Origin of the sequence: Solirubrobacter phytolaccae (genome assembly GCF_027587195.1) — a bacterium.
GTDB lineage: Bacteria > Actinomycetota > Thermoleophilia > Solirubrobacterales > Solirubrobacteraceae > Solirubrobacter > Solirubrobacter phytolaccae.
In genome coordinates this window covers 67,731-91,928 of sequence record NZ_JAPDDP010000017.1, presented here as the reverse complement: position 1 = coordinate 91,928, position 24,198 = coordinate 67,731, and the positions used below count along the sequence as shown (strand labels likewise).

25 protein-coding genes and 1 riboswitch are annotated in these 24,198 nt (G+C 70.0%); of the genes, 9 read left to right on the top strand and 16 right to left on the bottom strand.

All coding sequences use genetic code 11. The annotated features are described in order from the left end of the window. A complete protein-coding gene (locus tag OJ997_RS11760; protein ID WP_270025289.1) occupies positions 1-1,287 on the bottom strand; it encodes an extracellular solute-binding protein in 1,287 nt (428 codons plus the stop codon). A gap of 39 nt (positions 1,288-1,326) precedes the next feature. Beyond that, entirely contained in the window at positions 1,327-2,061 is a 735-nt protein-coding gene (locus OJ997_RS11755) for a GntR family transcriptional regulator (protein WP_270025288.1), read from the bottom strand. Between the two features lie 94 nt (positions 2,062-2,155). On the opposite strand from OJ997_RS11755, the gene OJ997_RS11750 reads away from it, so the two are divergent. Beyond that, positions 2,156-3,610, top strand: a complete 1,455-nt coding sequence (locus tag OJ997_RS11750; protein WP_270025287.1) for an HD-GYP domain-containing protein — start codon at positions 2,156-2,158, stop codon at positions 3,608-3,610. On the opposite strand, the gene serA is transcribed toward OJ997_RS11750, so the two are convergent. The 4 genes from serA to serC form a co-directional block, all read right to left on the bottom strand. Then, positions 3,607-5,223, bottom strand: a complete 1,617-nt coding sequence (serA, locus tag OJ997_RS11745) for a phosphoglycerate dehydrogenase (RefSeq protein WP_270025286.1) — start codon at positions 5,221-5,223, stop codon at positions 3,607-3,609. The genes OJ997_RS11750 and serA overlap by 4 nt on opposite strands. A gap of 100 nt (positions 5,224-5,323) precedes the next feature. Further along, positions 5,324-6,322, bottom strand: coding sequence for a ketol-acid reductoisomerase (ilvC, locus tag OJ997_RS11740; protein WP_270025285.1), 999 nt, complete (start codon positions 6,320-6,322; stop codon positions 5,324-5,326). 11 nt (positions 6,323-6,333) lie between these two features. Beyond that, positions 6,334-7,071 (bottom strand): class I SAM-dependent methyltransferase, encoded by a 738-nt coding sequence (locus OJ997_RS11735; RefSeq protein ID WP_270025284.1) that lies wholly within the window; start codon positions 7,069-7,071, stop codon positions 6,334-6,336. Between the two features lie 83 nt (positions 7,072-7,154). Continuing rightward, a complete protein-coding gene (gene serC / locus OJ997_RS11730) occupies positions 7,155-8,261 on the bottom strand; it encodes a phosphoserine transaminase (protein WP_270025283.1) in 1,107 nt (368 codons plus the stop codon). Positions 8,262-8,284: 23 nt separating this feature from the next. Continuing rightward, positions 8,285-8,366, bottom strand: a riboswitch (ZMP/ZTP riboswitch). A 97-nt stretch (positions 8,367-8,463) separates the two neighbouring features. On the opposite strand from serC, the gene OJ997_RS11725 reads away from it, so the two are divergent. Further along, a complete protein-coding gene (locus OJ997_RS11725; protein WP_270025282.1) occupies positions 8,464-8,853 on the top strand; it encodes a hypothetical protein in 390 nt (129 codons plus the stop codon). Between the two features lie 44 nt (positions 8,854-8,897). On the opposite strand, the gene OJ997_RS11720 is transcribed toward OJ997_RS11725, so the two are convergent. Beyond that, on the bottom strand, positions 8,898-10,019 hold the full coding sequence (locus tag OJ997_RS11720; RefSeq protein WP_270025281.1) for a class I adenylate-forming enzyme family protein: 1,122 nt from the start codon (positions 10,017-10,019) through the stop codon (positions 8,898-8,900). A 30-nt stretch (positions 10,020-10,049) separates the two neighbouring features. Between OJ997_RS11720 and menB the strand changes: the two genes are divergently transcribed. From menB to OJ997_RS11700, 4 genes are read left to right on the top strand one after another with little or no spacing between them, the layout of a single operon-like run. After that, a complete protein-coding gene (menB, locus tag OJ997_RS11715) occupies positions 10,050-10,868 on the top strand; it encodes a 1,4-dihydroxy-2-naphthoyl-CoA synthase (protein WP_270025280.1) in 819 nt (272 codons plus the stop codon). Beyond that, a complete protein-coding gene (locus OJ997_RS11710; protein ID WP_270025279.1) occupies positions 10,865-11,752 on the top strand; it encodes a 1,4-dihydroxy-2-naphthoate polyprenyltransferase in 888 nt (295 codons plus the stop codon). Before menB ends, OJ997_RS11710 begins: the two co-directional genes overlap by 4 nt. Then, positions 11,749-12,732, top strand: a complete 984-nt coding sequence (locus tag OJ997_RS11705; RefSeq protein WP_270025278.1) for a mandelate racemase/muconate lactonizing enzyme family protein — start codon at positions 11,749-11,751, stop codon at positions 12,730-12,732. The genes OJ997_RS11710 and OJ997_RS11705 overlap by 4 nt, the downstream gene beginning before the upstream one ends. A gap of 21 nt (positions 12,733-12,753) precedes the next feature. Further along, positions 12,754-13,008 carry a hypothetical protein gene (locus tag OJ997_RS11700; RefSeq protein ID WP_270025277.1) on the top strand — a complete coding sequence of 85 codons (255 nt, stop codon included), beginning with the start codon at positions 12,754-12,756 and terminating at the stop codon, positions 13,006-13,008. Here the strand turns inward: OJ997_RS11700 and menH are convergent. Next, entirely contained in the window at positions 12,969-13,700 is a 732-nt protein-coding gene (gene menH / locus OJ997_RS11695; protein ID WP_270025276.1) for a 2-succinyl-6-hydroxy-2,4-cyclohexadiene-1-carboxylate synthase, read from the bottom strand. The genes OJ997_RS11700 and menH overlap by 40 nt on opposite strands. A gap of 13 nt (positions 13,701-13,713) precedes the next feature. Between menH and menD the strand changes: the two genes are divergently transcribed. From menD to OJ997_RS11680, 3 genes are read left to right on the top strand one after another with little or no spacing between them, the layout of a single operon-like run. Next, positions 13,714-15,444: a 2-succinyl-5-enolpyruvyl-6-hydroxy-3-cyclohexene-1-carboxylic-acid synthase gene (gene menD / locus OJ997_RS11690; protein WP_270025275.1), complete on the top strand. Its 1,731-nt coding sequence runs from the start codon at positions 13,714-13,716 to the stop codon at positions 15,442-15,444. A gap of 13 nt (positions 15,445-15,457) precedes the next feature. Beyond that, positions 15,458-15,724: a hypothetical protein gene (locus tag OJ997_RS11685; RefSeq protein ID WP_270025274.1), complete on the top strand. Its 267-nt coding sequence runs from the start codon at positions 15,458-15,460 to the stop codon at positions 15,722-15,724. Between the two features lie 10 nt (positions 15,725-15,734). Beyond that, the gene (locus OJ997_RS11680) at positions 15,735-16,064 is read left to right on the top strand and encodes a hypothetical protein (protein ID WP_270025273.1); all 330 of its coding nucleotides are present in this window, start codon (positions 15,735-15,737) and stop codon (positions 16,062-16,064) included. Positions 16,065-16,701: 637 nt separating this feature from the next. Here OJ997_RS11680 and OJ997_RS11675 read toward each other — a convergent pair. From OJ997_RS11675 to OJ997_RS11640, 8 genes are all read right to left on the bottom strand, one after another. After that, positions 16,702-18,924, bottom strand: coding sequence for a hypothetical protein (locus OJ997_RS11675; RefSeq protein WP_270025272.1), 2,223 nt, complete (start codon positions 18,922-18,924; stop codon positions 16,702-16,704). 148 nt (positions 18,925-19,072) lie between these two features. Continuing rightward, complete coding sequence (locus OJ997_RS11670) at positions 19,073-20,452, bottom strand: isochorismate synthase (RefSeq protein WP_270025271.1); 1,380 nt, start codon at positions 20,450-20,452, stop codon at positions 19,073-19,075. 50 nt (positions 20,453-20,502) lie between these two features. After that, complete coding sequence (gene ilvN, locus OJ997_RS11665) at positions 20,503-21,060, bottom strand: acetolactate synthase small subunit (RefSeq protein ID WP_270025270.1); 558 nt, start codon at positions 21,058-21,060, stop codon at positions 20,503-20,505. 4 nt (positions 21,061-21,064) lie between these two features. Further along, positions 21,065-22,744 (bottom strand): biosynthetic-type acetolactate synthase large subunit, encoded by a 1,680-nt coding sequence (ilvB, locus tag OJ997_RS11660; protein WP_270025269.1) that lies wholly within the window; start codon positions 22,742-22,744, stop codon positions 21,065-21,067. A gap of 57 nt (positions 22,745-22,801) precedes the next feature. Further along, positions 22,802-23,074, bottom strand: a complete 273-nt coding sequence (locus tag OJ997_RS11655) for a hypothetical protein (protein WP_270025268.1) — start codon at positions 23,072-23,074, stop codon at positions 22,802-22,804. A gap of 8 nt (positions 23,075-23,082) precedes the next feature. Next, positions 23,083-23,268 carry a hypothetical protein gene (locus OJ997_RS11650; RefSeq protein WP_270025267.1) on the bottom strand — a complete coding sequence of 62 codons (186 nt, stop codon included), beginning with the start codon at positions 23,266-23,268 and terminating at the stop codon, positions 23,083-23,085. Between the two features lie 34 nt (positions 23,269-23,302). After that, positions 23,303-23,485: a hypothetical protein gene (locus tag OJ997_RS11645; RefSeq protein ID WP_270025266.1), complete on the bottom strand. Its 183-nt coding sequence runs from the start codon at positions 23,483-23,485 to the stop codon at positions 23,303-23,305. 68 nt (positions 23,486-23,553) lie between these two features. Beyond that, a complete protein-coding gene (locus OJ997_RS11640; protein WP_270025265.1) occupies positions 23,554-24,180 on the bottom strand; it encodes a hypothetical protein in 627 nt (208 codons plus the stop codon). Positions 24,181-24,198: the final 18 nt, after the last annotated feature.

Sequence of the window (24,198 nt, the reverse complement as noted above, 5' to 3'; positions counted from 1 at the left end):
TCACCCGGCGAACTCCTCGTCCATCTTCTGCGCGAGCTCAGCGACCGCGTCCTGGGGGCTGATGTCGTTCTTCATGACCTTCTGGATCTGGCCGTCGAAGATGTTCGCGCCCTCCAGGCCGCCCCACTTGGGCGACGGCGGGTACACCGCGGAGGCGTTGAGCAGCTGCTCGGCGAACGGCTTGCGCTGCGGGTCCTCGAGGTAGCCGGAGGCCTCGATGCCGGCGGTCGTGCCCGGCAGGAAGCCGATCTCGCTCGTGAACTTGTTCAGCTGGTCGGCCTCGAGCATGAAGTCGACGAACGCCGCACCGAGGTCATGGTTGCCGGACTCGGTGAACTGCACGAGGTGACTGCCGCCCGCGAACGCGGTGCCCTTGCCGGACGGACCGGTGGGCGTGAGCGCCGTCCCGATCTTCTCCTCCAGCTCGGGCTTGGTGGCGATGATCGAGTTGTAGCCCCAGCCGCCGGCGATCAGCATCGCGACGTCACCGTTGATGAACGCGGTCTGCGCGTCCGGCTCCTCCCAGCCGATCGAGGCCTTCGGGGCCAGGCCCGCCTTGTAGAAGGACGTGTACCAGTCGATCGCCTTCGCGGCCTCGGGCGAGTTGAGCGCGCTCTTCCAGGTGTCCCCGTCCTGGGTCGCGATCTCGCCGCCCGCCTGCCAGATGGTCGGCAGGTACATGTGCTCGGACAGGCCGGTGAAGCCGACCGGGAACACGCCCTTGACCGTGCCGTTGATGGCCTTGGCCGCGGCGCTCATCTCCTCCCACGTCTTGGGCGGCTCGACGCCGGCCTTCTCCAGGTAGTCCTTGCGGTAGATCAGCGAGCGCGCGCCCGCGTACCACGGCTTGCCGTAGACCTTCTCGTTCAAGGTCGCCGCGTCCACCAGGCTGGAGACGTAGTCGCCCTTGGTGATCCCCGGCTGCTCGAGCAGCGCGCCCTGGTCGGCGAACTCGGGCGTCCACGTCGTGCCCATCTCGGCCACGTCGGGCACCTTGCCGCCTGCGATCGCGGTCACGAACTTGTCGTGCGCCTGTGCCCAGGGCACGAACTGGATGTCGACCTTCGTGCCGGGATGCGCGGCCTCGAAGTCCGTGCCGTACTGGTTCACGACGTCCTGGATCTTCGGTGACCCCGGGTCCATGATCCACACGCTGATTGAACCCTCGAGCTTGGCCTTGCCGCCGTCCGAAGAGGCGTTCTGGGCCGTGCCGTTGTCGTCGCCGCCACCGCATGCCGCTACCACGCCCGCAAGCACCGTCGCGAGCGCCACGCTGAACTTCCTCATGTTCCCCTCTCTCCTTCTCTCTCCCGAACAACCCGCGCGCTATCGCAGCGCGGGGCGCAGCTCCGTCACCAACCGGTACCGGTCCCCGCGATACACGGACCGGACGAACTCCACCACCTCCCCTCCGTCGCTCGTGGTGGTGCGTTCGAACAGGAAGGCGGGCGAGTGCACGGGCACGCCGAGCAGCTCGGCTTCCTCCGGTGAGGTCACGGTCGGCTCGATGGTCTGCACGCCGGAGGCGATCGTGATCGCCTGGCGCTCGCGCAGCAGCTCGTAGTACGAGTGGTCCGAGAGCTCCTCGCGGCGCAGGTCGCCGAGCAGGCGCCGCGGCGCGTGCAGCCACTCGATCGCCATCGTCTCGTCGTCGGCCAGGCGCAGGCGGGTGATCACCCAGACCTCGTCGACCGGCGAGATCTGCAGCCGCTGGCCGAGCTTGGCGCCCGCGGCCAGGCACTGGAAGTCCACGACGCGGCTGCCGGGACGCATCCCGCGGCGCGTCATGTCCTCGCTGAAGGACGTCATCGTCAGCGGGAGCGCGATCTTCGGCTCCGCGACGTAGGTGCCGCTGCCGTGGCGGCGCAGCAGGAGGCCTTCGCGGACCAGCTCGTCGATCACGGCCCGCAGCGTCGGGCGGGACACGCCGAGCTCGGTCGCGAGGCGCCGCTCGCTCGGCAGCGCGTCGCCGACCTGCAGGTCGTCGAGCCTCCCGAGGATCTCGTCGCGCACGAGGGCCTGCTTGTTCCCCCGACCGTTGGTGTTGGCCAGTCCCGTCATCTCTCCGGGGCGGCAAGCTACCAACTGGTCAACTAGTGGTCAAGACCACTTTCGCTCGGATCAAGAAACATCAGGTCCTTCCGATGATCCGGGCATGGCTCGGACACGGCTGCTTCCCGCCCTCATGCTCCTCGCGGCCCTCGTGCCCGTCGCCGCCGTCGCGCTCGTCGGCACCCGCCACGCGATGATGAGCCCGGAGATGCACTTCGGGCTGGTCGTGACGGCCGCCGCGTTCGCCTGTGCCGGCGCGCTCGCGTTGACCATCGCCGGCGCCCGCGGCCGTGACGGCCGTGCCGTGCTGATGGGCACCGCGTTCAGCACGATGACCGCGCTGTTCCTCGTCCACGGCCTGGCGACGCCCGGCATCTTCGCCGAGTTCAACGGCATGCTGCCGCTCGCCGGCGGGCTCTCGGTGCCGGTCGGCGCCGGCCTGCTCGCGCTCACGGCGCTGCCCGCGCTGCGCCGTCCGCTGGACGTGCGCCCGCTCGTCGGGCTGCAGGTCGCGCTGTTCGTCGGCGTGCTCGTGTTCGGGCTCTACGGCCTGCTGAACCCGACGGTCATGCCGTCCGTGCCCAAGGCCAAGTCGCACCCCGCGATCGGCCTGCTGATGGCCGGCGGGTTCTTCCTCATCGTCCTGGTGACGCGCGCCGCGCGCACCTACCTGCTGACCCGCCGCACCGCCGACCTGACCGTCGCCCTCGGCTGCGTGTGGCTGGGCGTCACGCTGATCGCGAACCTCGTGATCGGCCCGATGACGATCGGCTACTACGTCGGGCACGTGCTCGAGATCGCCGCCGTCGCGCTCGTCGGCGTCCCGGTCGTGCTCGACCTGCGCCGCGCCGGCGCCTCGCGCCCGCTCGTCGGCGACCTCACCGCGACCGAGCTCGTCGCCTCCGAGGAGGCCTACCTCGGGCCGCGCGTCCGCGCGCTCATGGTCCAGCTCGAGCGCCGCGACGTCTCGACCGAGGAGCACACCCGCCGCGTTGCCTTCCTCGCCGCCCGCGTCGGCGAGGAGCTCAAGCTCTCCGCGACCTCGCGTCGCCACCTCGCCGTCGGCGGCCTGCTGCACGACATCGGCAAGCTGTCGGTGCCGCTCGAGATCCTCAACAAGCCGGGCAAGCTGACCGACGCCGAGTTCGCTGCGATCAAGCGCCATCCGGACGACGGCCGCCGGCTGCTGGAGGAGCTCGGGGGCTTCCCGGAGACGGTGAAGGCGCTCGTCTCCGACCACCACGAGCGGCTCGACGGCAGCGGCTACCCGCGCGGGCTGACCGCCATGGACATGAGCCTCGAGACCCGCATCCTCGCGGTCTGCGACGTCTACGACGCGCTCGTCTCCGACCGCGTGTACCGCGCGGCCTGGTCGCCGGAGCGCGCGTTCGCGCTGCTCGAGGACGAGGTCGACGGCTACGACCAGCGCGTCGTGGCGGCCCTGCAGCGCGTGATCACGCCGGAGGCCGCGCCGAGCTGGGTCGCCGACCTGAGCGCACGTGCGGCCGAGGCGGCCGGGAACGTCGTCCCGGCCCCTCGCACCACTCCAGCTGGTTAGAGCTCGATCGAGCGGCCGCTGACGAAGCCGTCGCTCTTGGCGATCTGGTCGATCACGGTCTCCGGCACGGGGCCGTCGGTCGTGATCGCCATGACGGCCAGGTCACTGGCCTCGCCCTCGCCCGGAGCCTGGCGGCCCACCGCGGCGGCGGAGATGTTCACGCCGGCCTCGCCGAGGCTGGAGCCGACACGGCCGACCATGCCCGGGACGTCGCTGTAGCGGAACAGCGTCAGGTACGGGTCGTCGATCTGCAGGTTGAAGCGCTGGCCCCACGCCTCGAGCAGGTGCGGGCGGTGCTTCTGGCCGAGCGTCGTGCCGACGACGCGGACGGTGCCGTCCTTGCCGACCAGGGTCACGCGGACGAGGTCCGAGTAGTCCTTGGCCTGCGCCTCACGCGTCTCGGAGATCGTGATCCCGCGCTCCTCCGCGAGCGTCGGCGCGTTGACCAGGTTCACGGCCTCCTCCGTGCGGCCCGAGAACAGGCCGGTGAGGACGGAGAGCGTGAGCAGGCGCGTGTCGCGCTCGGCGATCCGGCCCAGGTGCTCGATCTCGACGCGCTCGACGGAGTCCGCGAGGCTCGCGGCGATCTTGCCGAGCTTCTCGGCGAGCGGGACGAACGGGCCGAGGACCTGCATGTCCTCCGGGGCGATCGCCGGGATGTTCACGGCGGTCGTGACGGAGCCGCCGGTGAGGGCGGCGACGACCTGCTCGGCGGTCTGCACGCCGGCGCGGTCCTGGGCCTCCGCGGTGGAGGCGCCCAGGTGCGGCGTGACGATCACGTTCGCGTAGCTGAACAGCGGGTGATCGGTGATCGGCTCCTTCGTGAAGACGTCCAGCGCGGCGCCGGCGACCTTCCCGGAGTCCAGCGCGGCCTGCAGGTCCTCGTCGACGATCAGCGGCCCGCGGGCGACGTTGATGATGCGCACGCCGTCCTTGGTCTTGGCCAGCGTCTCGGTGTTGATGAAGCCCTGCGTCTCCGGGGTCTTCGGCAGGTGCAGCGTCAGGAAGTCCGCGGCGCCCAGCACCGCGTCGGCGCTCTCGGCCTTCTCGGCGCCGATCTCGCGGTAGCGGCTGTCGGCGGTGAAGGGGTCGAACGCGACGACGCGCATGCCGAAGGCCTTGGCGCGGATGGCGACGAGCTGGCCGATGCGGCCGAAGCCCAGGACGCCGAGCGTCTTGCCGTCCAGCTCGGTGCCGCCGAGCTTGGAGCGCTCCCACTTGCCGCTCGTGAGGCTCGCGTGCGCCTGCGGGATGTTGCGGGCGAGGGCGAGGATCAGGGCGACCGTGTGCTCGGCGGCGGCGACCGTGTTGGCCTCCGGCGCGTTGGCGACGATGATGCCCTTCTTGGAGGCGGTCTGGACGTCGACGTTGTCCACGCCCACGCCGGCACGACCGACGACCTTCAGGTTGTCCGCGCGGTCGAGCACTTCGGCGTCGAGCTGCGTGGCCGAGCGGATCAGGATGCCGTGGAAGGAGCCGATGCGGTCCAGCAGCTCCTCGCGGGACCAGTCGGTGCCGACCTCGACGTCGAAGCGCTCCTTGAGCATGTCGACGCCGGTGGCGGCGATCTTCTCCGCGACGAGAACCTTGTAGGGCTCGGTCAGTGCGTTCATGGGGAGAGGGGTTCCTGACAGTGAGAGGGGGACCCCTCGCAGGGTAGAAGCCGGGATCGTGCGCCGTTGAGCGATTCGGCGCACGAACCCGACGAATGCACTAGCCCTCTTCGAACTCCGTGTCGATCCAGGCCATCATCGAGCGCAGCTCCTTGCCCTCGGTCTCGATGGCGTTGCTCTGGCCCTCGGCGCGCATGCGCTGGAAGTTCTCCTGGCCGGCGCGGTTCTCCGCGATCCACTCGCGGGCGAACGTGCCGTCCTGGATCTCCGTCAGGACGTCCTTCATGTTCTGGCGGGTCTGGTCGGTGATGATCCGCTTGCCGCGGGTCAGGTCGCCGTACTCGGCCGTGTTGGAGATCGAGTGGCGCATGCCCGTGATCCCCTTCTCGTACATGAGGTCCACGATCAGCTTGAGCTCGTGGAGGCACTCGAAGTAGGCCATCTTCGGGTCGTAGCCCGCGTCGACCAGCGTCTCGTAGCCGGCGGTGACGAGCTCGGAGACGCCGCCGCAGAGCACGGCCTGCTCGCCGAACAGGTCGGTCTCGGTCTCGTCCTTGAACGTGGTCTCGATCACGCCGCCGCGCGTGCCGCCGATGCCCTTGGCGTAGGCGAGCGCGAGGTCCTTGGCGTTGCCGGTCTCGTTCTTGTGGATCGCGATCAGCGCGGGGACGCCGGAGCCCTCGGTGTACTGGCGGCGCACGAGGTGGCCCGGGCCCTTCGGGGCGACGAGCGCGATGTCGACCTCCGGCGGGGCCTCGACCTCGCCGTAGTGGATCGAGAAGCCGTGGCCGAAGAGGAGCAGGTTGCCCGGCGCGATGCCGTCCTTGATCGACTCCTCGTAGACGTCATGGTGCTTCTCGTCGGGGAGCAGGACCATGACGATGTCGCCGCGGCTCGACGCATCCTCGATGGTCGTGACTTCCAGGCCGGCGGCCTGCGCGTGCTCGACCGACTTGCTGCCCTCGCGAAGGCCTACGACGACGTCTACGCCCGAGTCCTTGAGGTTGCGGGCGTGCGCGTGGCCCTGGGAGCCGTATCCCAGGATGGCCACGGTCTTGCCCTTCAGCAGGTCCAGATCCGCGTCGTCGTCGTAGTACATGGTTGGCGATCTTAGGCGGTCGCCGTCGCCACCCACGTCCGCGCGGGGATGATCAGGCTGTCGTCCGGCTGGGTGAACGGCTGCGCCGCTTCCTCCAGCTCCGCGAGGACGTCGCTGCGCGTGGCGAAGTCGAGCCGGGCGTCCGCGTCGGCCGTTCGGGTGGACAGCTTGGTCTGCGCGACCCACCAGTCGTCGACGTCCTCGTAGCGCATCGTGAAGTCGACGGCCTCGATGCTCGGCTCGATGAAGCCGGCCGTGGCCATCGTGTCCTCGATGTCGTTCGGGTTGGCCCAGGCGAACTGGCCGGGACCGGGTTGATCGGGGTCGAGGATGCCGCGGTTCTGGAGGATCCGGACGGGCAGGACGCTCCAGAGGTTGTCGTCCGGGCCGGTCCAGGCCGCGAGCGCGACCGGGGCGTCGTGCTTGAGGATCCGCCGGGTCTCCCTGAGTGCGAACTCGGGATCGTCGAGCAGCATGTAGCCCCAGCGGCACAGGACGCCGTCGACCGAGGCCGCCTGGATGTCGATCGGCGCGCCCAGGTCGATCTGCTTGAAGCGGACGTCGATGTTCGCCGGCGCGCGCCGTTGCGCGGCGGTGAGCATCTCGGGTGCGAAGTCGCTCGTGATCAGCGTGCCGCCGGGCTGGATCAGCTCGGCGGCGAGGAACCCCGTGTCGCCGAGTCCGGCGGCCAGGTCAAGGATCGTGTGGCCGGGTTGCGGTGCGATCCGGTCGACCAAGCGCGCGGACACGGGCATCGTGTCGCGCGCCAGCTGGGAGGCGCGTGCCTCCCAGCCTTCGGCCGCTCGGACCCAGCGGTCGCGGGATTCGAGGGTCAGAGGTTCTCCACCACGTAGTCGATGCAGGCCGTGAGCGCCTTGACGTCGTCCGGCTCGATGGCCGGGAACATCGCGACGCGCAGCTGGTTGCGACCGAGCTTGCGGTACGGCTCGGTGTCGACGATGCCGTTCTCGCGCAGCGTCTTGGCCACCGCGGCGGCGTCGACGGCGTCGTCGAAGTCGATCGTGCCGACGACCAGCGAGCGCTTGGCGGGGTCGGCGACGTAGGGCGTCGTGTACTCGGTCTTCTCGGCCCACTCGTACAGGTGGTTCGATGAGGCCGTGGTGCGCGCGACCATGCCGTCGAGACCGCCGTTGCCGTTCATCCACTCGATCTGGTCGGCGAGCAGGATCAGCGTGGCGAGCGCCGGCGTGTTGTAGGTCTGGTCCTTGAGGCTGTTGTCCAGCGCGGTGGTCAGGCTCAGGAACTCGGGGATCCAGCGGTCGGTGGCGCCGATCTCGGCGATCCGCTCCTGCGCCGCCGGGCTCGTCAGCGCGATCCACAGGCCGCCGTCGGACGCGAAGCACTTCTGCGGCGCGAAGTAGTAGACGTCGGCGTCCGCGGCGTTGACGGGCAGGCCGCCGGCGCCGGACGTCGCGTCGATCAGCACCAGGCCGTCGCCGACGCGCTCGACCGGGACCATCACACCGGTCGACGTCTCGTTGTGCGCCCACGCGACGACGTCGGCGGACGGGTCGGACGTCGGCGCGGGCGCGTCACCCGCATCCGCCTTGACGTTGATCGAGTCCTTCAGGAACGGCGCGTCGTTCGTCGACTTGTAGAACTTCGAGCTGAACTCACCGTACGTCAGGTGCAGCGCGCGCTCGCGCACGAGCCCGAACGTCGCGGCGTCCCAGAACGCGGTCGTGCCACCGTTGCCGAGCATGACCTCGTAGCCCTCGGGCAGCTGGAACAGCTCGCTCAGCCCGCTGCGGACCTGGCCGACCAGGTTCTTGACGGGCTTCTGCCGGTGCGACGTGCCCATCAGCGCGGCGGCGTCGCCCTCGGCGAGACGCGCGAGCTGCGCGGGACGGACCTTCGACGGACCGCAGCCAAAGCGACCGTCGGCGGGCTTGAGCTCGGCGGGGATGGAAAGGGACACTTGACTCCTCGTGAGATCGCGTTGAAAGGTGCCCAGGCGCGCGACCATGCCACGCCCGTCGCTCCCCGGTGGTTCTCCACCTAAGCGCCAGTTGCGACGGCCGTTGGTCAATGTAGCGGGGGCGAGTCTTTCCGCCCGTGACCTACGTGTAACGAACGTTTCGCTATGCGAAAGCTTCGTTACATCCGCCACGGAGTCGTCTGTGCACGCGGAGGGTGACGGCACCGCGCTCACCGGGTTCAGTGCCGGCGCGTACTGGAAGATCTCGCGCTTCCGGGAACGCGCGATCCAGGTCGCCGTCCCGAAACGGCGCCGCACGCAGCCGGGCTTCGAGATCGTCCCGGACCGGCTCCTTCTCGGTGAGTCGTTGACCCGTGACGCGATCCCGGTCTGCACCGTCCCGCGCGTGCTGTTCGACCTGAGCCGCGAGTTGAACGTCGAGCAGGTCGCGAACGTGATCCACGCGGCCGCGTTCATCAAGCGCTGGAACGAACGGGCGGTGACGCGGAGGACGCCTGCGCTGGAGCGTGCGATCGCGCTGTACAACAGCGGCAGCGGGGCTTCGAGCTGGACTTCCGCTGGCCGGGACTGAACGTCGAGATCGACGAGGACCACCACGACCGGCCGGGCGAGGTTCTACGCCAGCTCGCGGCGCAGGATCTTTCCCGCGGCGTTGCGGGGTAGCTCCGCTACTTCCTCAATGGCTTTTGGCACTTTGAACGGCGCCAAACGAGACCGGGCGAACTCACGGAGGTCAGGCGCTTCGTCTCGCAGGACGACGAACGCGGTCACCGCTTCACCCCACTCCGCCGAGGGACGGCCGAACACCGCGGCCTCGGCGACTGCGGGGTGCGAGAGCAAGACCGCCTCGACCTCCTGCGGCATCACGTTCTCGCCACCGCTCACGATCGTGTCGACCTTGCGGCCGTGCACGACGAGGCGATCCCCGAGCCACGCGCCGAGGTCGCCGGTGGCGTGCGTGCCGCCGACCACCGACGGGCCGGACACGATGATCTCGCCGTCCGCGGCCAGGTCGATCGTCACGCCCGGGAGCGGACGGCCGCTCGTCTCGAGGTCACCGACGTCGGCCAGCGCGACCGCACTGCAGGCCTGGGTGAGCCCGTAGGACGGTCGGACGGGCCAGCCCGCGTCCCGCGCGCGGACGAGCAACGTGGGGTCGGCGGGCGCGCCACCGAGCATCACGCACTCCAAAGACGACGGCGGCGGGCGGTCAATCAACCGGGCCAGTTGAGTCGGCACCAAAGACGCGACCGTGACGTCCGGCGTGTCGGCGGGCCCGAGCACCGCGGTCGTGCGCGTGAGCCACGAGCGCAGGAGCACCATCAGCCCACCGATGTGCGACAACGGCAGCGGGCAGAGCCAGCGACCAGGCGAGATCACCGACGTCACGGCGTCCGAGTTCGCCTGGATCTGCGCGTGGGAAAGACCAATTGGCCGGGGCGTGCCGGTCGTCCCGCTCGTGTGCACCACGAGGCCGAACCCGGCGCCCTTTTCCTGTCTGCCGTTGTCTATCTGCTCAAGCACCTGGCCCGCTCCGGCGAGCCGCCGCGACGGCTCGCGCAGGTCGACCGGCACCGCCTCGACGCCCGCGAGCATGCACGCGCGCAGCGCGATCGCGAACTCGAGCCCGGGCGGCAGCGCGAGCGCCACCCGCGGCGCGCTGATCCGCACCGCCGACGCGCGTTCGTCCAGCTCGTCGTACGTGAGTGAGCCGGCGGGTGTCTCGATCGCAAGCACGAGAGCCGAGACTAGCTATGGTCATCCGCCGTGAACTGGACCTCCGCCGCCGATTACCAGGACATCCGGTACGAGCTGTCCGGGGACGGGATCGCCAAGATCACCATCAACCGGCCGGAAGTCCGGAACGCGTTCCGCCCCGAGACGATCATCGAGATCTCCGACGCGCTGGAAGTCGCGCGCGAGGACGAGTCGGTCGGCGTGATCATCCTCACCGGCGAGGGCCCGCTGGCCTTCTGCTCCGGTGGCGACCAGAACGTCCGCGGCGACACCGGGTACGTGCCGGGCGGCAAGTCCGTCGGGCGTTTCCACGTGACCGACCTGCACGTCCAGATCCGCCGGTTGCCGAAGCCGGTCGTCGCCATGGTCGCGGGCTACGCGATTGGCGGCGGGCAGATCCTGCACCTCGTGTGCGACCTCACGATCGCGGCCGACAACGCGCGCTTCGGGCAGACCGGCCCGCGCGTCGGCTCCTTCGACGGCGGCTACGGAGCGAGCCTGCTCAGCCGCCTCGTCGGCCCGAAGAAGGCCAAGGAGTTCTGGTTCCTGTGCCGGCAGTACGACGCACAGCAGGCGCTCGACATGGGGCTCGTGAACACGGTCGTCCCGCTCGACGAGCTCGAGGCCGAGACCGTCAAGTGGTGCCACGAGATGCTCGCGCTCTCCCCGTTCGCCCTGCGACTCGTAAAGCTGAGTTTTCACGCCGAGGAAGACGGCATGGCGGGGATCCAGCAGCTCGCCCACGACGCCAACCTGCTCTTCTACGGCTCCGATGAGGCGAAGGAAGGGCGCGAGGCCTACAAAGCCAAGCGCCGCCCCGACTTCTCCCAGTTCCCCAAGCGCTCGTGAATCCGCACATCTGGTTGATGGCCGCGCGGCCGCGCACGCTGCCCGCCGCCGCGGCGCCGGTCTTCGTCGGCACCGCCTACGCCGCCGCGCTCGACACGTTCCAGCCGCTGGTCTTCATCGCGACCCTGCTCGGGGCGCTGCTGATCCAGATCGGCACGAACCTGTCCAACGACTACAGCGACGCCCGCCGCGGCGCTGACACCGAGGACCGCCTCGGCCCGGTGCGCGTCACCGCCGGCGGTCTGGTCCCGCCCAAGCAGGTGCTGATCGCGACCTACGTCGCGTTCGGGCTCGCCGTGCTCGTCGGCGTCTACCTGATCGTGGTGGCCGGCTGGCAGCTGCTGCTCGTCGGCATCTTCTCGATTCTCGCGGGCGTGCTCTACACCGGCGGCCCGCGCCCGTACGGCTACGAGGGTCTCGGCGAGGTGTTCGTGTTCCTGTTCTTCGGCATCGTCGCCGTGACCGGCACGTTCTTCGCCCAGGTCGAGGAGCTGCGGTGGGAGGCGTTCGTCCTCGCGGTGCCGGTCGGCCTGCTCGCGACCGCGATCCTGATGGTCAACAACATCCGCGACCAGGAGACCGACCGCCGGGCGGGCAAGCGCACACTCGCGGTCCGGCTCGGGCGCGACCGATCGCGCGTCGGCTACGCGATCACCGTCTACCTGGCGTTCGCGACCGCGCCGCTGGCGTGGGCCTTTGGCGGCGAGCACCTGACGCCCTGGCTCCTGCTGCCGTGGCTGGCGCTGCCGCTGGCGGCGCCGATCGTCCGCGTCGTGCGCAACAAGGTCGACGGTCCGTCGCTGAACGGCGCGCTCGCGCGCACGGGGATGCTGCAGCTCGCGTTCTGCATCCTTTTGTCGGCGGGGCTGCTGCTGTCCAAGTGATCGCGCTGAGCGTTCGCACCGAGCGGTTCACGCTCGCGGCGCCGCTGCGGGCGTCGTGGGGCGAGTTGCGCGAGCGCGAGGTGTTGGTGGTCCGGCTGGACTTCCCGGACGGGCTCTGGGGCGAGGGCGAAGCGGCGCCGCTCGAACCGTACGACGGGGTGTCGATGGCGTCGGTGCGGGAGGCGTTGGACGCGTACGCGGACGTGCTCCGCGGGCTGGAACCGACCGCGGACGTGCTCGAGGCGTGCCGTGTCGTATCCGATCTCCCCCAGGCTCTGGCCGGAATCGACCTCGCGCTGTGGGACCACGCCTCGCGCCGCACAGGAACGCCACTCGCGCGACTGATCGACCCGCGTGCCGTCGGCGCCGTGCCGGTGAACGCGACGATCGGCGTGTCGGATCGCGCGCGTGCCGCCGAAGCCGCGGCCGCCGCCGCGCGCGAGGGGTTCCGGTGCGTGAAGGTCAAGGTCGGGATCGGCGACGACGCGGGCCGTCTGGCGGCCGTGCGCGCCGCGGTAGGGCCGGAAGTCGGCATCCGGGTGGACGCGAACGGCGCCTGGGGCACGGTCGAGGTCGCGCTGGAGTCGCTGGCCGCGTTGGAGCCGGTCGGGCTCGAGCTGTGCGAGGAGCCGGTACACGGCGCCGAGCTGCTGCGCGCCGTCCAGGCGGGGACGAAGGTGCCGATCGCGATGGATGAGACGCACGCGCCGGGCGCCGGCGGGGTGCGCGCCGTCTGCCTGAAGATCACGCGCGGCGGGATCACCGGCGTGCTGGCCGACGCCCGCGCGGCCCGGGCCGCCGGCGCCGACGTCTATCTGGCCTCGACCTTCGACGGTCCGCGCGGGATCGCGGCGGCCGTGCACACTGCGGCGGCGTTGCGGGTCACGCGCTCCTGCGGACTGGCCACGCTGACCGCGGCCGGAGCCCTCGCGCCGCAGGCCGGCGTCATCCAGGTGCCCCAGAGCGTCGGTCTGGCCTGAGCGGCTTGTAGTGTTCCGGCCATGGCACCCGAATGGCCTGAAACCCCTGATGACAAGGTCGATCCCGCACTCGCACCCCTGATCGAGGCGGGCGAGGGCGAAAGCGAAGGCTTCGAGCTCGCTGAGGGCGATCTGATCGAACACGCCGAACACGGCGATCAGCACGGCACGGACCCGATCACGCGCGACGCGGCCGGGTTCGACTCGATCCTGGAAGAGGACTTCGAGGGCGACGACTACGCGGAAGCCGACGAAGAGGGCGACCCCAACTGGTAGGCGACCGCGTCGGGATCTTCGAGCTGCGGGGCGTGTCCCGTGCCGGGGATCACGACGTGGTTCGCGTTCGGTAGCCGCTCGGCCATCTGCTCGGCGATCGCGCGGAACTTCGCGTCGCGCTCGCCCGTGATGAGCGTGACCGGGACGGTGAGCTCGGGCAGCCGGTCCCAGAGCGGCTCCATGGTCCCAGTCCCCAGGCCACGCAGCGCCTGCGCGAGGCCGTGCGGCGTGTTGCGCAGCCGGTCGGCGTAGGCGGCCGCGCGGACCCGGTCGGGCTGGCCGTCCCACAGCGGCAGCTCCCCCCACTCACGGGCGAAGGCCTCGACGCCGAGCGTCTCGATCTTCGCCGCGAGCGCGTCGTCCGCCTGCTTGCGGGCCTCCCGCTCCTTCGGGTCCGGAATGCCGGGGCTGGCGCCGATTAGGACGAGGCGGTCGAGCGGCAGGCTGAAGGCGGCGTTCAGGGCGATCCGGCCGCCCATCGAATAGCCGACGAGCGTGAACGGGTGCGTTGGGGCGAGCGCTCGGATGTAGGCCGTGACGGCGTCGAAGCTCGGCGTGCGGTCCGCCGCTTGGCCATGGCCGGGCAGGTCCGGGGTGATCGCGCGATAGCGTGGGCGCAGCGCCGTCGCCGTTCGCCGCCAGCTCTGGCGGGTCTGCGTGAAGCCATGCAGCAGGACGAGCGGCGGAAGCATCTCTTGGGGAATCATGCCTGGAACTGACACGTACCTCTCCCTGCGCGCCTTCGTGGACGAGCTCGTCCGCTGCGGCCTACGCGATGCCTGCACCTCTCCGGGGTCCCGCTCGACCCCGCTCGCGCTGACGTTCGCGTGGGCGCCCAAGGTGCGCGCGACGTCGCATCTCGACGAGCGCTGCGCGAGCTTCTTCGGGCTCGGCCTGGCGAAGGCGACCGGCGTGCCGCCCGCGTTGGTGTGCACGTCGGGGACCGCGGCCGCGAACTACGCGCCGGCCGTGCACGAGGCGTACGAGGCGCGGGTGCCGCTGTTGGTGTTGACCGCCGACCGGCCGCCGGAGCTGCGCGAGCTCGGCGCCGGGCAGACGATCAACCAGACCGGGCTCTACGGGCGCGCGGCGAAGTGGTTCTTCGAGGTCGACGACTTCCCGGCCTCCCCCGCCCGCGTGCGCTGGCTCCGGCAGCTCGCGTGCCGGGCGTTCTGGACCGCGGTCGACGGGCGTCCCGGGCCCGTGCACCTGAACTTCGCGTTCCGTGAGCCTCTGGTGCCGGACGGGGAGTCGGGCGTGCCGGCCGAGGACGTCGTGGCCGGCCGGCCGGACGGTCGCCCGTGGGTCGCGCGGACGCGCGTGCCGCGACTGCTCGCCGACGAGCAAGGGCTGGAGCTGCGCGCTGCGGTGCGAGGTGCCGCGCGCGCCGTGCTCGTCGCCGGCCGTTCGGAGCGGGATCCGCGACTCGGCGCGTCCTTGGCGGCGTTCGCCGAGCGGGCGGGGATTCCGCTGCTCGCCGATCCGCTGTCGGGCGCGCGGCGCGGGCCGGCGGCGATCGCGCACTATGACGCGCTGCTGCGGTCCCCGGAGTTCGCGGCCTCGGTCGTGCCCGACCTGGTGCTGCGCGTGGGCGATCTGCCGACGTCGAAGCCGTTGCGGGGCTGGTTGGCGGGGCTGTCCGCGCCGCAGATCGTGTTCGACCCCGAGACGGCCTGGCAGGACCCGGACGGCTCCGTCGAGACGATCGTCCCCGCGAACGTGCGCGCGACGATCGACGCCCTGGCGGACTCGCTGCCCAAGCGCCGCCGGGAGCAGTCCTGGTTGGAGCAGTGGCACAACGCCGACCGGGTCGCCTCGGGCGCGATCATCTCGACGCTGGGGCCGGAGCTCAACGAGCCGCGCGTCTCGGTCGAGCTGGGCTCGGTGCTTCCGGACGAGGCCGTGATGGTCGTCGCCTCCTCGATGCCGGTGCGGGACGTGGAGACGTTCTTCCCGGCGCGGCCCGCCTCCTCGGTGCGCGTGTTGTCCAATCGCGGCGCGAACGGGATCGACGGGACGGTCTCGACCGCGTTCGGCGTCGCCGCCGCGGGGCACGGTCCCACGGTGCTGCTGATCGGCGACGTGGCGCTGGCGCACGACGTCGGCGGGCTGATCGCCGCCGGTCGCCTGGGCCTGAAGCTCGTGATCGTCCTGATCGACAACGACGGCGGCGGCATCTTCAACTTCCTCCCCGCCGCCGGTCAGGGCGAGCCGTTCGTCGAGCACATCGCGACCCCGCACGGCCTGGACTTCGCCCACGCCGCCGACCTCTACGGGCTGGGCTGGGAGCGGGTCGCCGAGGTCCCCCAGTTCCGCGACGCGCTCGCCCGCGCGCTGGCGTCCGATCAGACGACGATCATCTGCGTGCGCACCTCCCGCGAGGAGAACGTGGACCTGCACCGCCGCGTGTGGGAGTCCGTCCGCGCCGCGACGTAGCGTTCTTTCCGCCGTGTCGTCCGACATCCATCAGGTCTCGCTGCTCAAGATCGAGCCGTCCGCGCCCTCGACCAAGCGCACGACCTCCAAGGGCATCGCCCCGGGAGACATCGTCGAGATCGACAAGCGCGGCCGCCGCTTCCACGCCCTGGTCCTCGAGCTCCAGCAGCTCGAGACCAACCGCTTCGAGCTCAACGTCCGGCCCCTGGATTCCCGCATCTCCTACCGAACGGCCAGTGTCCGCGAAGTCGTGGAAGTCTGGCGCCGCGGCGGTCGCTAGCCTGCCCGCCGTGATCGACGACGACGACCACCAGATCGGCTACCAGGCCCTCCCCCGCGGCGTCCCCGTCGTCACCGCCGACGGCGTCCAACTCGGCGTCGTCCACCGCGTCCAGGACAACGCCCGCGAACACATCTTCGACGGCATCGTCGTCAAGACCGACAAGGGCCGCCGCTTCGTCGACGCGCCCGAAGTCGCCCGCATCACGCTCCGCCAGGTCACGCTGAACATCGACCACGAGCAGGCCCTCGAGCTCCCCGAGCACCGCGGCATGCTCGGGTCGGTGGAGACGAACCTGAAGCGCTCTGGGCGGCGCTGGAAGCGCCGCCTCGGCGGTTAGCTGCAGACGACGATCAGGTGGAACCCGGCGCCGACCAGGCTTGCGCCCTGGTAGGTCCGGACTCGCACACCGTCGTTCTCGGAACTGACGACGACGCGATCAGCCTGCGGTTCTCCCTGAACATTCGCAAGCGTTGCCGAATAGACGCACTCGTCTGTCGACCGTGGGAACGTCACCAGATAGTCGCCGCCGTTCCCGACCGCACGATCACTGACGGTCGTCCCAGCTGTGCCTCTCCACACGACAGCGTTAGCGCTCACAGCGGCTCGGAATGTCGTGGCCGGAGCGCCTGGTACCCCGGAGTCGCCTCTGGGGCCTGGAACGCCGGACGCACCGGGCGCTCCTTGAGGTCCTTGCGGTCCCGCGGGGCCGATAGAGCCTGCACGACCTGAAAGTGCCGCTCGGGCAGTGTCTGAGAGGTCGCGAACGTCGATCGAGCCGTTGCGAATGCTGCTCGACGTCACCGCATTCGGCCGTAACTCCGCTGGCCCGACGGACCGCGATCGGAGTTCCCGCGCGCCCACACTGTCGCGGGGCAGTGAAAACGCGGCGTAGCTCGTCCCGCCCAGCGCGATGAAGAGCGCCAGCGATGCACAAACGTTCGCGTACGTGAGGTGTGCTCTGGCTTTGGTCTTCATCATTGGTCTCCACGAACCAACACACTCGTAATGGTCGATGACCCCGAAGCGTAGGGGTAGCTCGACTCTTCGGGAACCACAACGCGGAATCGGTAACGCGACGTAACGGTGGTGCTCAAGAAGCGGTAAGGCACGCTGAACCGGCCGTCGGTCGCGCGAGCGCGGGGCGTCGCGAACGTCCGCCATCCTCGCGACGTTTGCGCTTGCAGTGCGAGAATCTTGCCTGCAGGAGGAATCGGCCCTCCGAGCACACGACCACCGAACGTGATCTGCGCGCCGTTGCGCACACGGCGTCGGCTCGGAATCAGAGTGACGCCCGCCCGCACGCGGAGTTCAACGTCCTGGCTGTGCGGCCGGGTCGTGGCCGTGCCCACGTACTGAAACCGCAGGGCGCGAGCCGGCCCGGGGAGAGCCCGGAACTTGAACGCGCCTCCGCTGCCGGTGCGGACGCTCGCGATCTCTTGCCAGTCGCGACCGGGAAGTCCCACGCGCTCCAGCACCTTGACCTCGGTCCCAGCTCGAGGATTCCCGACTCGGTCAGACAGGGTGCCCTCAATCTCTACGGGGTCGCCATATCGCGTCGTCGGCTTGGGCACGAGCACCGTGCGGTAGCGCTTCCTCTTACCCTTCGCGGACTTCACACGCACCCGTTCGGGGCGACCAACGGCGAGCGCGCTATCTGCTCGAACCGGCAGTCGAATCTCAAGCGACGTTCCGTCGCCGAGCGTCATCGCCGTGCGTTCGTGCCCGGCGCGGTCTCGGACCAACGCGCGCAAGCTGTAGACGCCCTCCGGTAGCTCCGCGTCATTGAGCAGAGCGGTGAACCGACCGTTGGAGTGTGCTGTCGGCAACGAGTGCCACGTAGTCGCTCCCTGTCGCCGCGCCTCGATCTCGACGCCGGCGACTCCCGACATGTCGTCCGCCGCGGTAAGCCACACACGCGCCGGATCGGCCGGGTCGAACGGGAGAAATGAGGCGGACGGAGCATCGCTGTCGAACTCGATCCCTTCGCGGTCCGCCGTCTGGTCCCAGTCGATGTTGCCGGCTTCGTCGCGCAGCGCAATCCTCAACCGCCATGCCCCGGAGTGAGGAACGGCCAGGTCGTCGATCCGTGCGATGTCCGCTCCAGATCGCTCACCGCGGACGCATCCATCTAGGTCGCCAACGTCGTTGTCGTTCGGACACAGCTCGTACTCGGCCGCCACCACCCCCGCGTTCTCTCTTGGCGGATTCAGCCAAGTGACTGCCATCGTGTCACCCGCATGCCATCCGTCGCCCCCGACCACTGTGAGCCTCCGGGGCGCACGCGGAGCCGCACGATCCAACCAGACTGGTATGACCCGGGTCGTCTCGTTCCCACTGGCATCGGCCGCCAATATTTTGACCTCGTGCCGTCCGTCGTCGAGCGACGAGAGATCGAGCGTGGTCTCGACGGTCGGCGCGGTACGAGTGCAGGGCATGCGCAGCGTGTTCATGCCTCCACTGCACTCGCCGGTGGAGGTCGCCTTGGTCGTCGTATTGAGAAGGGCGTTGATCCGAGCCACGCCGACATTGTCGGTGGCATCAACGCTCAGATGCAGTGAATTGGAGCTCGTCCACGCGTGCGAGGGTGCTTGTCGGAGATTGACCGTCGGTGACTCGTCGTCACGGATCGTCAGCGTGATCGAGTGTGCCGCCACATACTGGATGTAGTCCGTCCTGCCAATCCCAGGCCCGTAGGGTCCTGACCAGCCCGGGAACCAGCAGTAGAGGTCGAGACACCGGAGGCCGAACACGACTCGTTCGGCGTTGAGATTTCCGAGCGTCACCGGCTTCTCGCTTCCCTCTATCGCCGCCGCGGCGGCGGAGTCCGGGTCCCATACCCCCCTGAACCAGGGCCGAGCGATCGAAACTCTGGAGTTGCCCGCACTGCTCCAACCGACGGCCGTGAACTTGGTGATGCGAGTCCCGCGTGGAGCTGTAAACGCCCACCCTGTCGACGCGCCGCTGGGCCATACCGCGTCGATCGGCCACGCAGTTGCTCGCATCGGCGTGCCCGTCGACACGCCGGCGCAGTCGCTTCGAACCTCAGTGGAGGGTCCGAGTATCACCGGGTGCCAGCCGTCGTAAGTGGCTTCCCAGCACGCACGCACCGTATAGGTGCCAGCCTGCGCCGGCGAACCGCTGATACAGGCCGCGACCATGGCTGTCGCGACGTATATGACTCGACCGATTCTGCTCACCAATCCTCCCTCGTGCTCCTCGAGACTCGCGCCTCGCAATCAAGGTCGCAACGCGCTCAATGAACGCGCACTGCCGTTCGTCTAGGCCGAGCAGGGAAAAGTTCGCCCCCCAGAAACCGGGGCGTTGTCAGCGCGCTGACTGGTGAGGTCAGCCTGCGAGGATCGGGAGGAGCGCGCCGAGCTTGATCTCGGTCTCGTTGAGCTCGGACGCGGGGTCCGAGTCGCGCACCACGCCGACGCCGGCGTAGAGCCGGGCTTCGGTGCCTCGCAGCAGAGCGCAGCGGAGGGCGACGCAGAACTCGCCGTCGTCGTTGGCGTCGGTCCAGCCGATCGCGCCCGCGTACCAGCCGCGGTCCAGGCCTTCGAAGGCCGGGATCAGCGGGGCGGCCGTGGCGTGGGGTTCGCCGCCGACCGCCGGGGTGGGATGGAGCAGGGAGGCGAGCTCGATCGCGCCGACCGGGTGCGCGAGTTGCGCGCGGATCGGGGTGGCGAGGTGCTGGATGTTCGCGACCTTGATGACCTCGGGCTCGTCCGGGGCGGCGACCCAGACTGCGTGGGGACGCAACGCGCGGGAGATGCGACGCACGACGATCGCCTGCTCTTCGCGGTCCTTGGTGGACCGTAGGAGCTGCTCGCCGAGGTGGTCGTCGACGGCGGGGTCGGCGCTGCGGCGGGTCGAGCCGGCCAGGGCGACCGTCTGGGCGCGGGCGCCCTCGCGGCGGACCAGGAGCTCGGGTGAGGCGGCGACGAAGGCCGCGTCGCCTCGGCCGGCGCAGAAGACGTAACAGGACTCGAAGCCGGCTCGGAGCACGCCGAAGACGGCGGCCGCGTCGTGGGCCGTCGGGGCCTGGACCGTCACCTCGCGCGCCAGCACGATCTTCTCGAAGGCGCCGGCCCGGATGCGCTCGACGGCTCGGGCGACGGCCGCCTCGTAGTGCTCGGGCGGCGCGACGGAGTCGACCCTGAAACGCCCGACCGGCGCCGGGTCGAGCAAGGGGAGCGGTGCCAGCGACAGGCCGGCCGCTCGCGCCGCCAGTCGGGCGGCGACGTCTTCGGCCACATCGTCGGGCGCGACCATCGCCGCGAGCGTGAGGCGCACGTCGTCGCCCCGCCGCGCCAAGGACACCTCGGGCACCACCAGATCGGCCGACGCGAAGCCCGCCCAGTGGGGCGCTTTGCCGCCGTCCGGCGCGAAGGCGAAGCCGCCGACGGCGACCAGGCCGGCACCAGCGGGACCGTCGGGCACGTCGCAGACCGCCTCGGAAGCGAGCTCGCGCCAGGCCGCGGCGATCTGCTTGAAGCGCGACGGTCCTGAAGCCGTCAGGCGCTCGACGATCCCCAGTGCGGCGATGGCGGAGCCGTCGCGGTCCGGCTGCTCGAAGCAGAACCAGTGCTCGTCGGCACCTCGGGAGGCGAAGACGACCGCGCTGGGGTCGACGGACGCCGCCACCCGCTCGGTGTGGCCGAGCAACACGGGCGACCCCGCCTTGCGGGCGGCACGAACCGCCCGCTCGGCGCGTCGCGCCAAGGCGGCCCCGTCAACCGCGAGGCCGCCAGAAGGCGTGAGGCTGCCGACGCTCAGGTCTCGCCCCGTCCTCGGGAGATGGCGATCTCGCCGGTGCGGGCCATCTCGATCAGGCCGAACGGGCGGACCATCCGCTCGAAGGCCTCGATCTTGTCGAAGGAGCCCGTGACCTCGATGATCACGGACCGCTTGGAGACGTCGATGATCTTCCCGCGGAAGATCTCGACCATCTGCATGACCTCGGCGCGGGTCGAGCCGTCGGCGGACACCTTGAACAGCGCCAGCTCACGCGCGACCGTCTCGGACGGCTCGAGGTCGCGGATCTTGATCACGTTGACCAGCTTGTGCAGCTGCTTGGTCACCTGATCGATGGGGTGCATCGCGCCGTCCAGCGTCAGCGTGATGCGCGACAGCGTCGGGTCGTCGGTGGGGCCGACCGCCAGCGTGTCGATGTTGAAGCCACGCCGCGCGAACAGGCCCGCGATCCGCGTGAGTACGCCGGGCTTGTTCTCGACGAGGATCGAGAGGATGTGCTTGCGGCCGGTGCGCAGGCCGACGGAGGCCTCGAGCTCCTCCAGCGACAGGACTTCCTTGGTTCCGGGTTCGCCCATGCGATCAGCCCACCATTTCCCGGGCCGCGGCGCCCGGCGCGATCATCGGGTACACGTTCGCCTCGCGCGTGACCTTGACGTCCACGACCACGGGGCCGGGAGTCGCGAGCGCGGCCTTCAGGTCCTCCACCAGCGTGCCCTTGTCGGTCAGCTGGATGCCGGTGGCGCCGTACGCCTCGGCGAGCTTGACCCAGTCCGGGAACGAGCCCATGTCGACGTTGGAGTAGCGGCGATCCCAGAACAGCTCCTGCCACTGGCGGACCATGCCCAGGTAGCCGTTGTTCATGATCACGCACTTGACCGGGACGTCGAACTGGCGGGCGGTCGCGAGCTCCTGGATGTTCATCTGGAACGAGCCGTCGCCCGTGAGCAGCACGGACGGGACCTCCGGTACGGCGATCGCGGCGCCGATCGCGGCCGGCAGGCCGAAGCCCATCGTCCCCAGGCCGCCGGAGTTGATCCAGCGGCGCGGCTTGTTGAAGTGGAAGTACTGCGCCGCCCACATCTGGTGCTGGCCGACGTCGGAGCTCAAAATGCACTCGCCGTTGTCCGTCGCCTTGTAGAGCGACTCGACCAGGAACTGCGGCTTGATCTCGCTGTCGGCCGAGTCGTCGTACTTGAGCGGGTGCGTCGAGCGCCAGTGGTCGATCCGCTCCCACCAGCCCGTGAGCCGCGCGTTGTCGGGCTCCAGCGCCCGGTACTCGCCCACGAGCCGGGCGAGGATGCGCTTGGCGTCGCCGACGATCGGGATGTGCGCCGGCACGTTCTTGGAGATCTCGGCCGGGTCGATGTCGATGTGGATGAACTTCGCGCGCGGGGCGAACTCGCTCAGCTTGCCTGTGATGCGGTCGTCGAAGCGGGCGCCGATCGCGACGATCAGGTCGGCCTCGTCCATCGTGTAGTTGGCCGCGCGGGTGCCGTGCATGCCGAGCATGCCGACCCACTGCGGGTCGGGCGCCGGGTAGGCGCCGAGGCCCATCAGCGTGCAGGTGACCGGGAAGTTGCCCGAGCGGGCGAGCTCCCGCAGCTCCTCCGACGCCTCCGCGTTGATGACGCCGCCGCCCGCGTAGAGCACGGGCCGGCGCGAGTTGGCGAGCGCCTTCGCGGCCAGGCGGATCTGCTTGGAGTTGCCGTCCAGCGTCGGCTGGTAGCCGGGCAGGTGGACGTCCTCGACCGGCTGGTAGTCGATCTCCGCGCGGGACAGGTCCTGCGGGATGTCGATCAGCACGGGGCCGGGACGGCCGGTGCGGGCGATGTGGAACGCCTCGTGCACCACGCGCGGGATCTCCGCCGGGTGCTGGATCACGAACGAGTGCTTGACGATCGGCATCGTGATGCCGAAGGTGTCGGCTTCCTGGAAGCCGTCCGTGCCGAGCAGCTCGGTGCGCACCTGGCCGGTGAAGGCCACGAGCGGGACTGAGTCCATCATCGCGTCGGTCAGCGGCGTGACGATGTTCGTCGCCCCTGGGCCGGAGGTCGCGAACACGACACCCACGCGGCCCGAAGCCTTGGCGTACCCCTCGGCGGCGTGACCGCCGCCCGCCTCGTGACGAACGAGGACGTGCTTGATCCCCGCGTCCACGAACGCGTCGTAGGTAGGCAGGTTGGCCCCGCCCGGGTAGCCGAATACGACGTCGACGCCTTCGGCCTTGAGGCATTCCATGATGGCGTCGACAGCACGCATCATCGGCGTTGTCAGCTCCTTCCAGAGACTTGCGAGGGGAACGGCGAACAGCCGAGTTTACCGGCGAACAGCAGCCGATTCAGGCTCGACCGCGAAGTCCGGGAAGTCCAGATCGGTCCCACAGCGCATGCACATCTGGTCGTGGAGCTTGATCACCTTGCCGCAGGTGGGGCACTGACGCCGCACCTCGTCACGGTCCGAGCGGTACAGCAGCGCGATAAACAGGCCGATGACCGGCACCACGACGCCGATCACGAACCAGATGAAGAACGAGGATCCGCGCACCCGCCCGATGAGCCCTGTCGCGAGCCCGAACCAGGCGCTCAGCAACAGGTAGATCACAGCTTGCGGAGCAACTTGCCCGCGATGAAGATGACCGCGACGATCAGGGCGAGCGTCAGGAAGAGCTTCACGATGCCGGCGATCGCGCCGATGACGACGTTGATCAGGAAGATCGCGACGAACGCCACGATGGCGACGGCGATCAGCTTGAGGACGATCGAACCGGACGTGTTCTTGCTCATGAGGCGCAATGTAACGCGCCGCGCTGAAGACCGGCTAATCGTGGGAGCGCTTCAGATGCGCGAAGCGCTCGGCGCGAGCGACCTCGCGGTCCTCGAGGCGCAGACGCGCGAGGCGATAACGACGCACCGCGGCGTCACCGCGGCCGGACGTGGGCACCAGAGACAACCGGCGCACGGGCAGCGCGGTGGCGGAAGCAGTCGCGGTCGGGTTGATCATGGACAACATCCTGCTCTTTGCGGGCATCGATCCCCATGGCCCGACTGCTGAAGTTTGGCGGGGTCGAACTATCCACTCTGTCGAGTGGCGGCATCCAGGGCCGCGCGCTGGCCCTTGGGCAGGCGTCGGCGCACGCGCCAGCGCGCGCCCGCGAAGGCGTGGTTGGCCACGGTGGCGAAGCCCTCCTCGTCCTCGCGCAGCGCGAGCAGCAGGTGGGCGATGCGATCGGATGACGGCAGCGAGGGCTCCGGGACGCGGACGCACCAACAGTGCACGCGACGGCCACGGACGAGCAACGCGCCCGCCTCCCCCACGAGCCAGACGCCCAGCGCGCCGCGCTCGAGCACCAGCCCGGTCCGCGCGTGCAGCTCGCGCGCCTCGTGGCCGACCAGGTCGCCGAGGAGGCCCAGCGCCGTGCGTTCCGCGTCCTCGCCCGTGCGCGCGCGAGGCTTGACGACCTTCGCGCCGCGGTTGGCATACAGCTCCGGAATCGCCCACGCGTGCGCGAGCAGGATGAGCGCCACCACCGCGGCGACCGGGTGCAGCGTGGCCAGCAGCGCCGCCACGGCGACCATCGGGACGACCTGGGCGGCGGTGGTGACCGTCCACGAGCGCGCGTACGAGGACAGCCGCTCCGGCGTCATCGGCGCGCGCCAGGACACCGACGCGCGCTCGGGGAGAGCTCCAGCGCTCACGCGAAGGTAAAAGGTCTG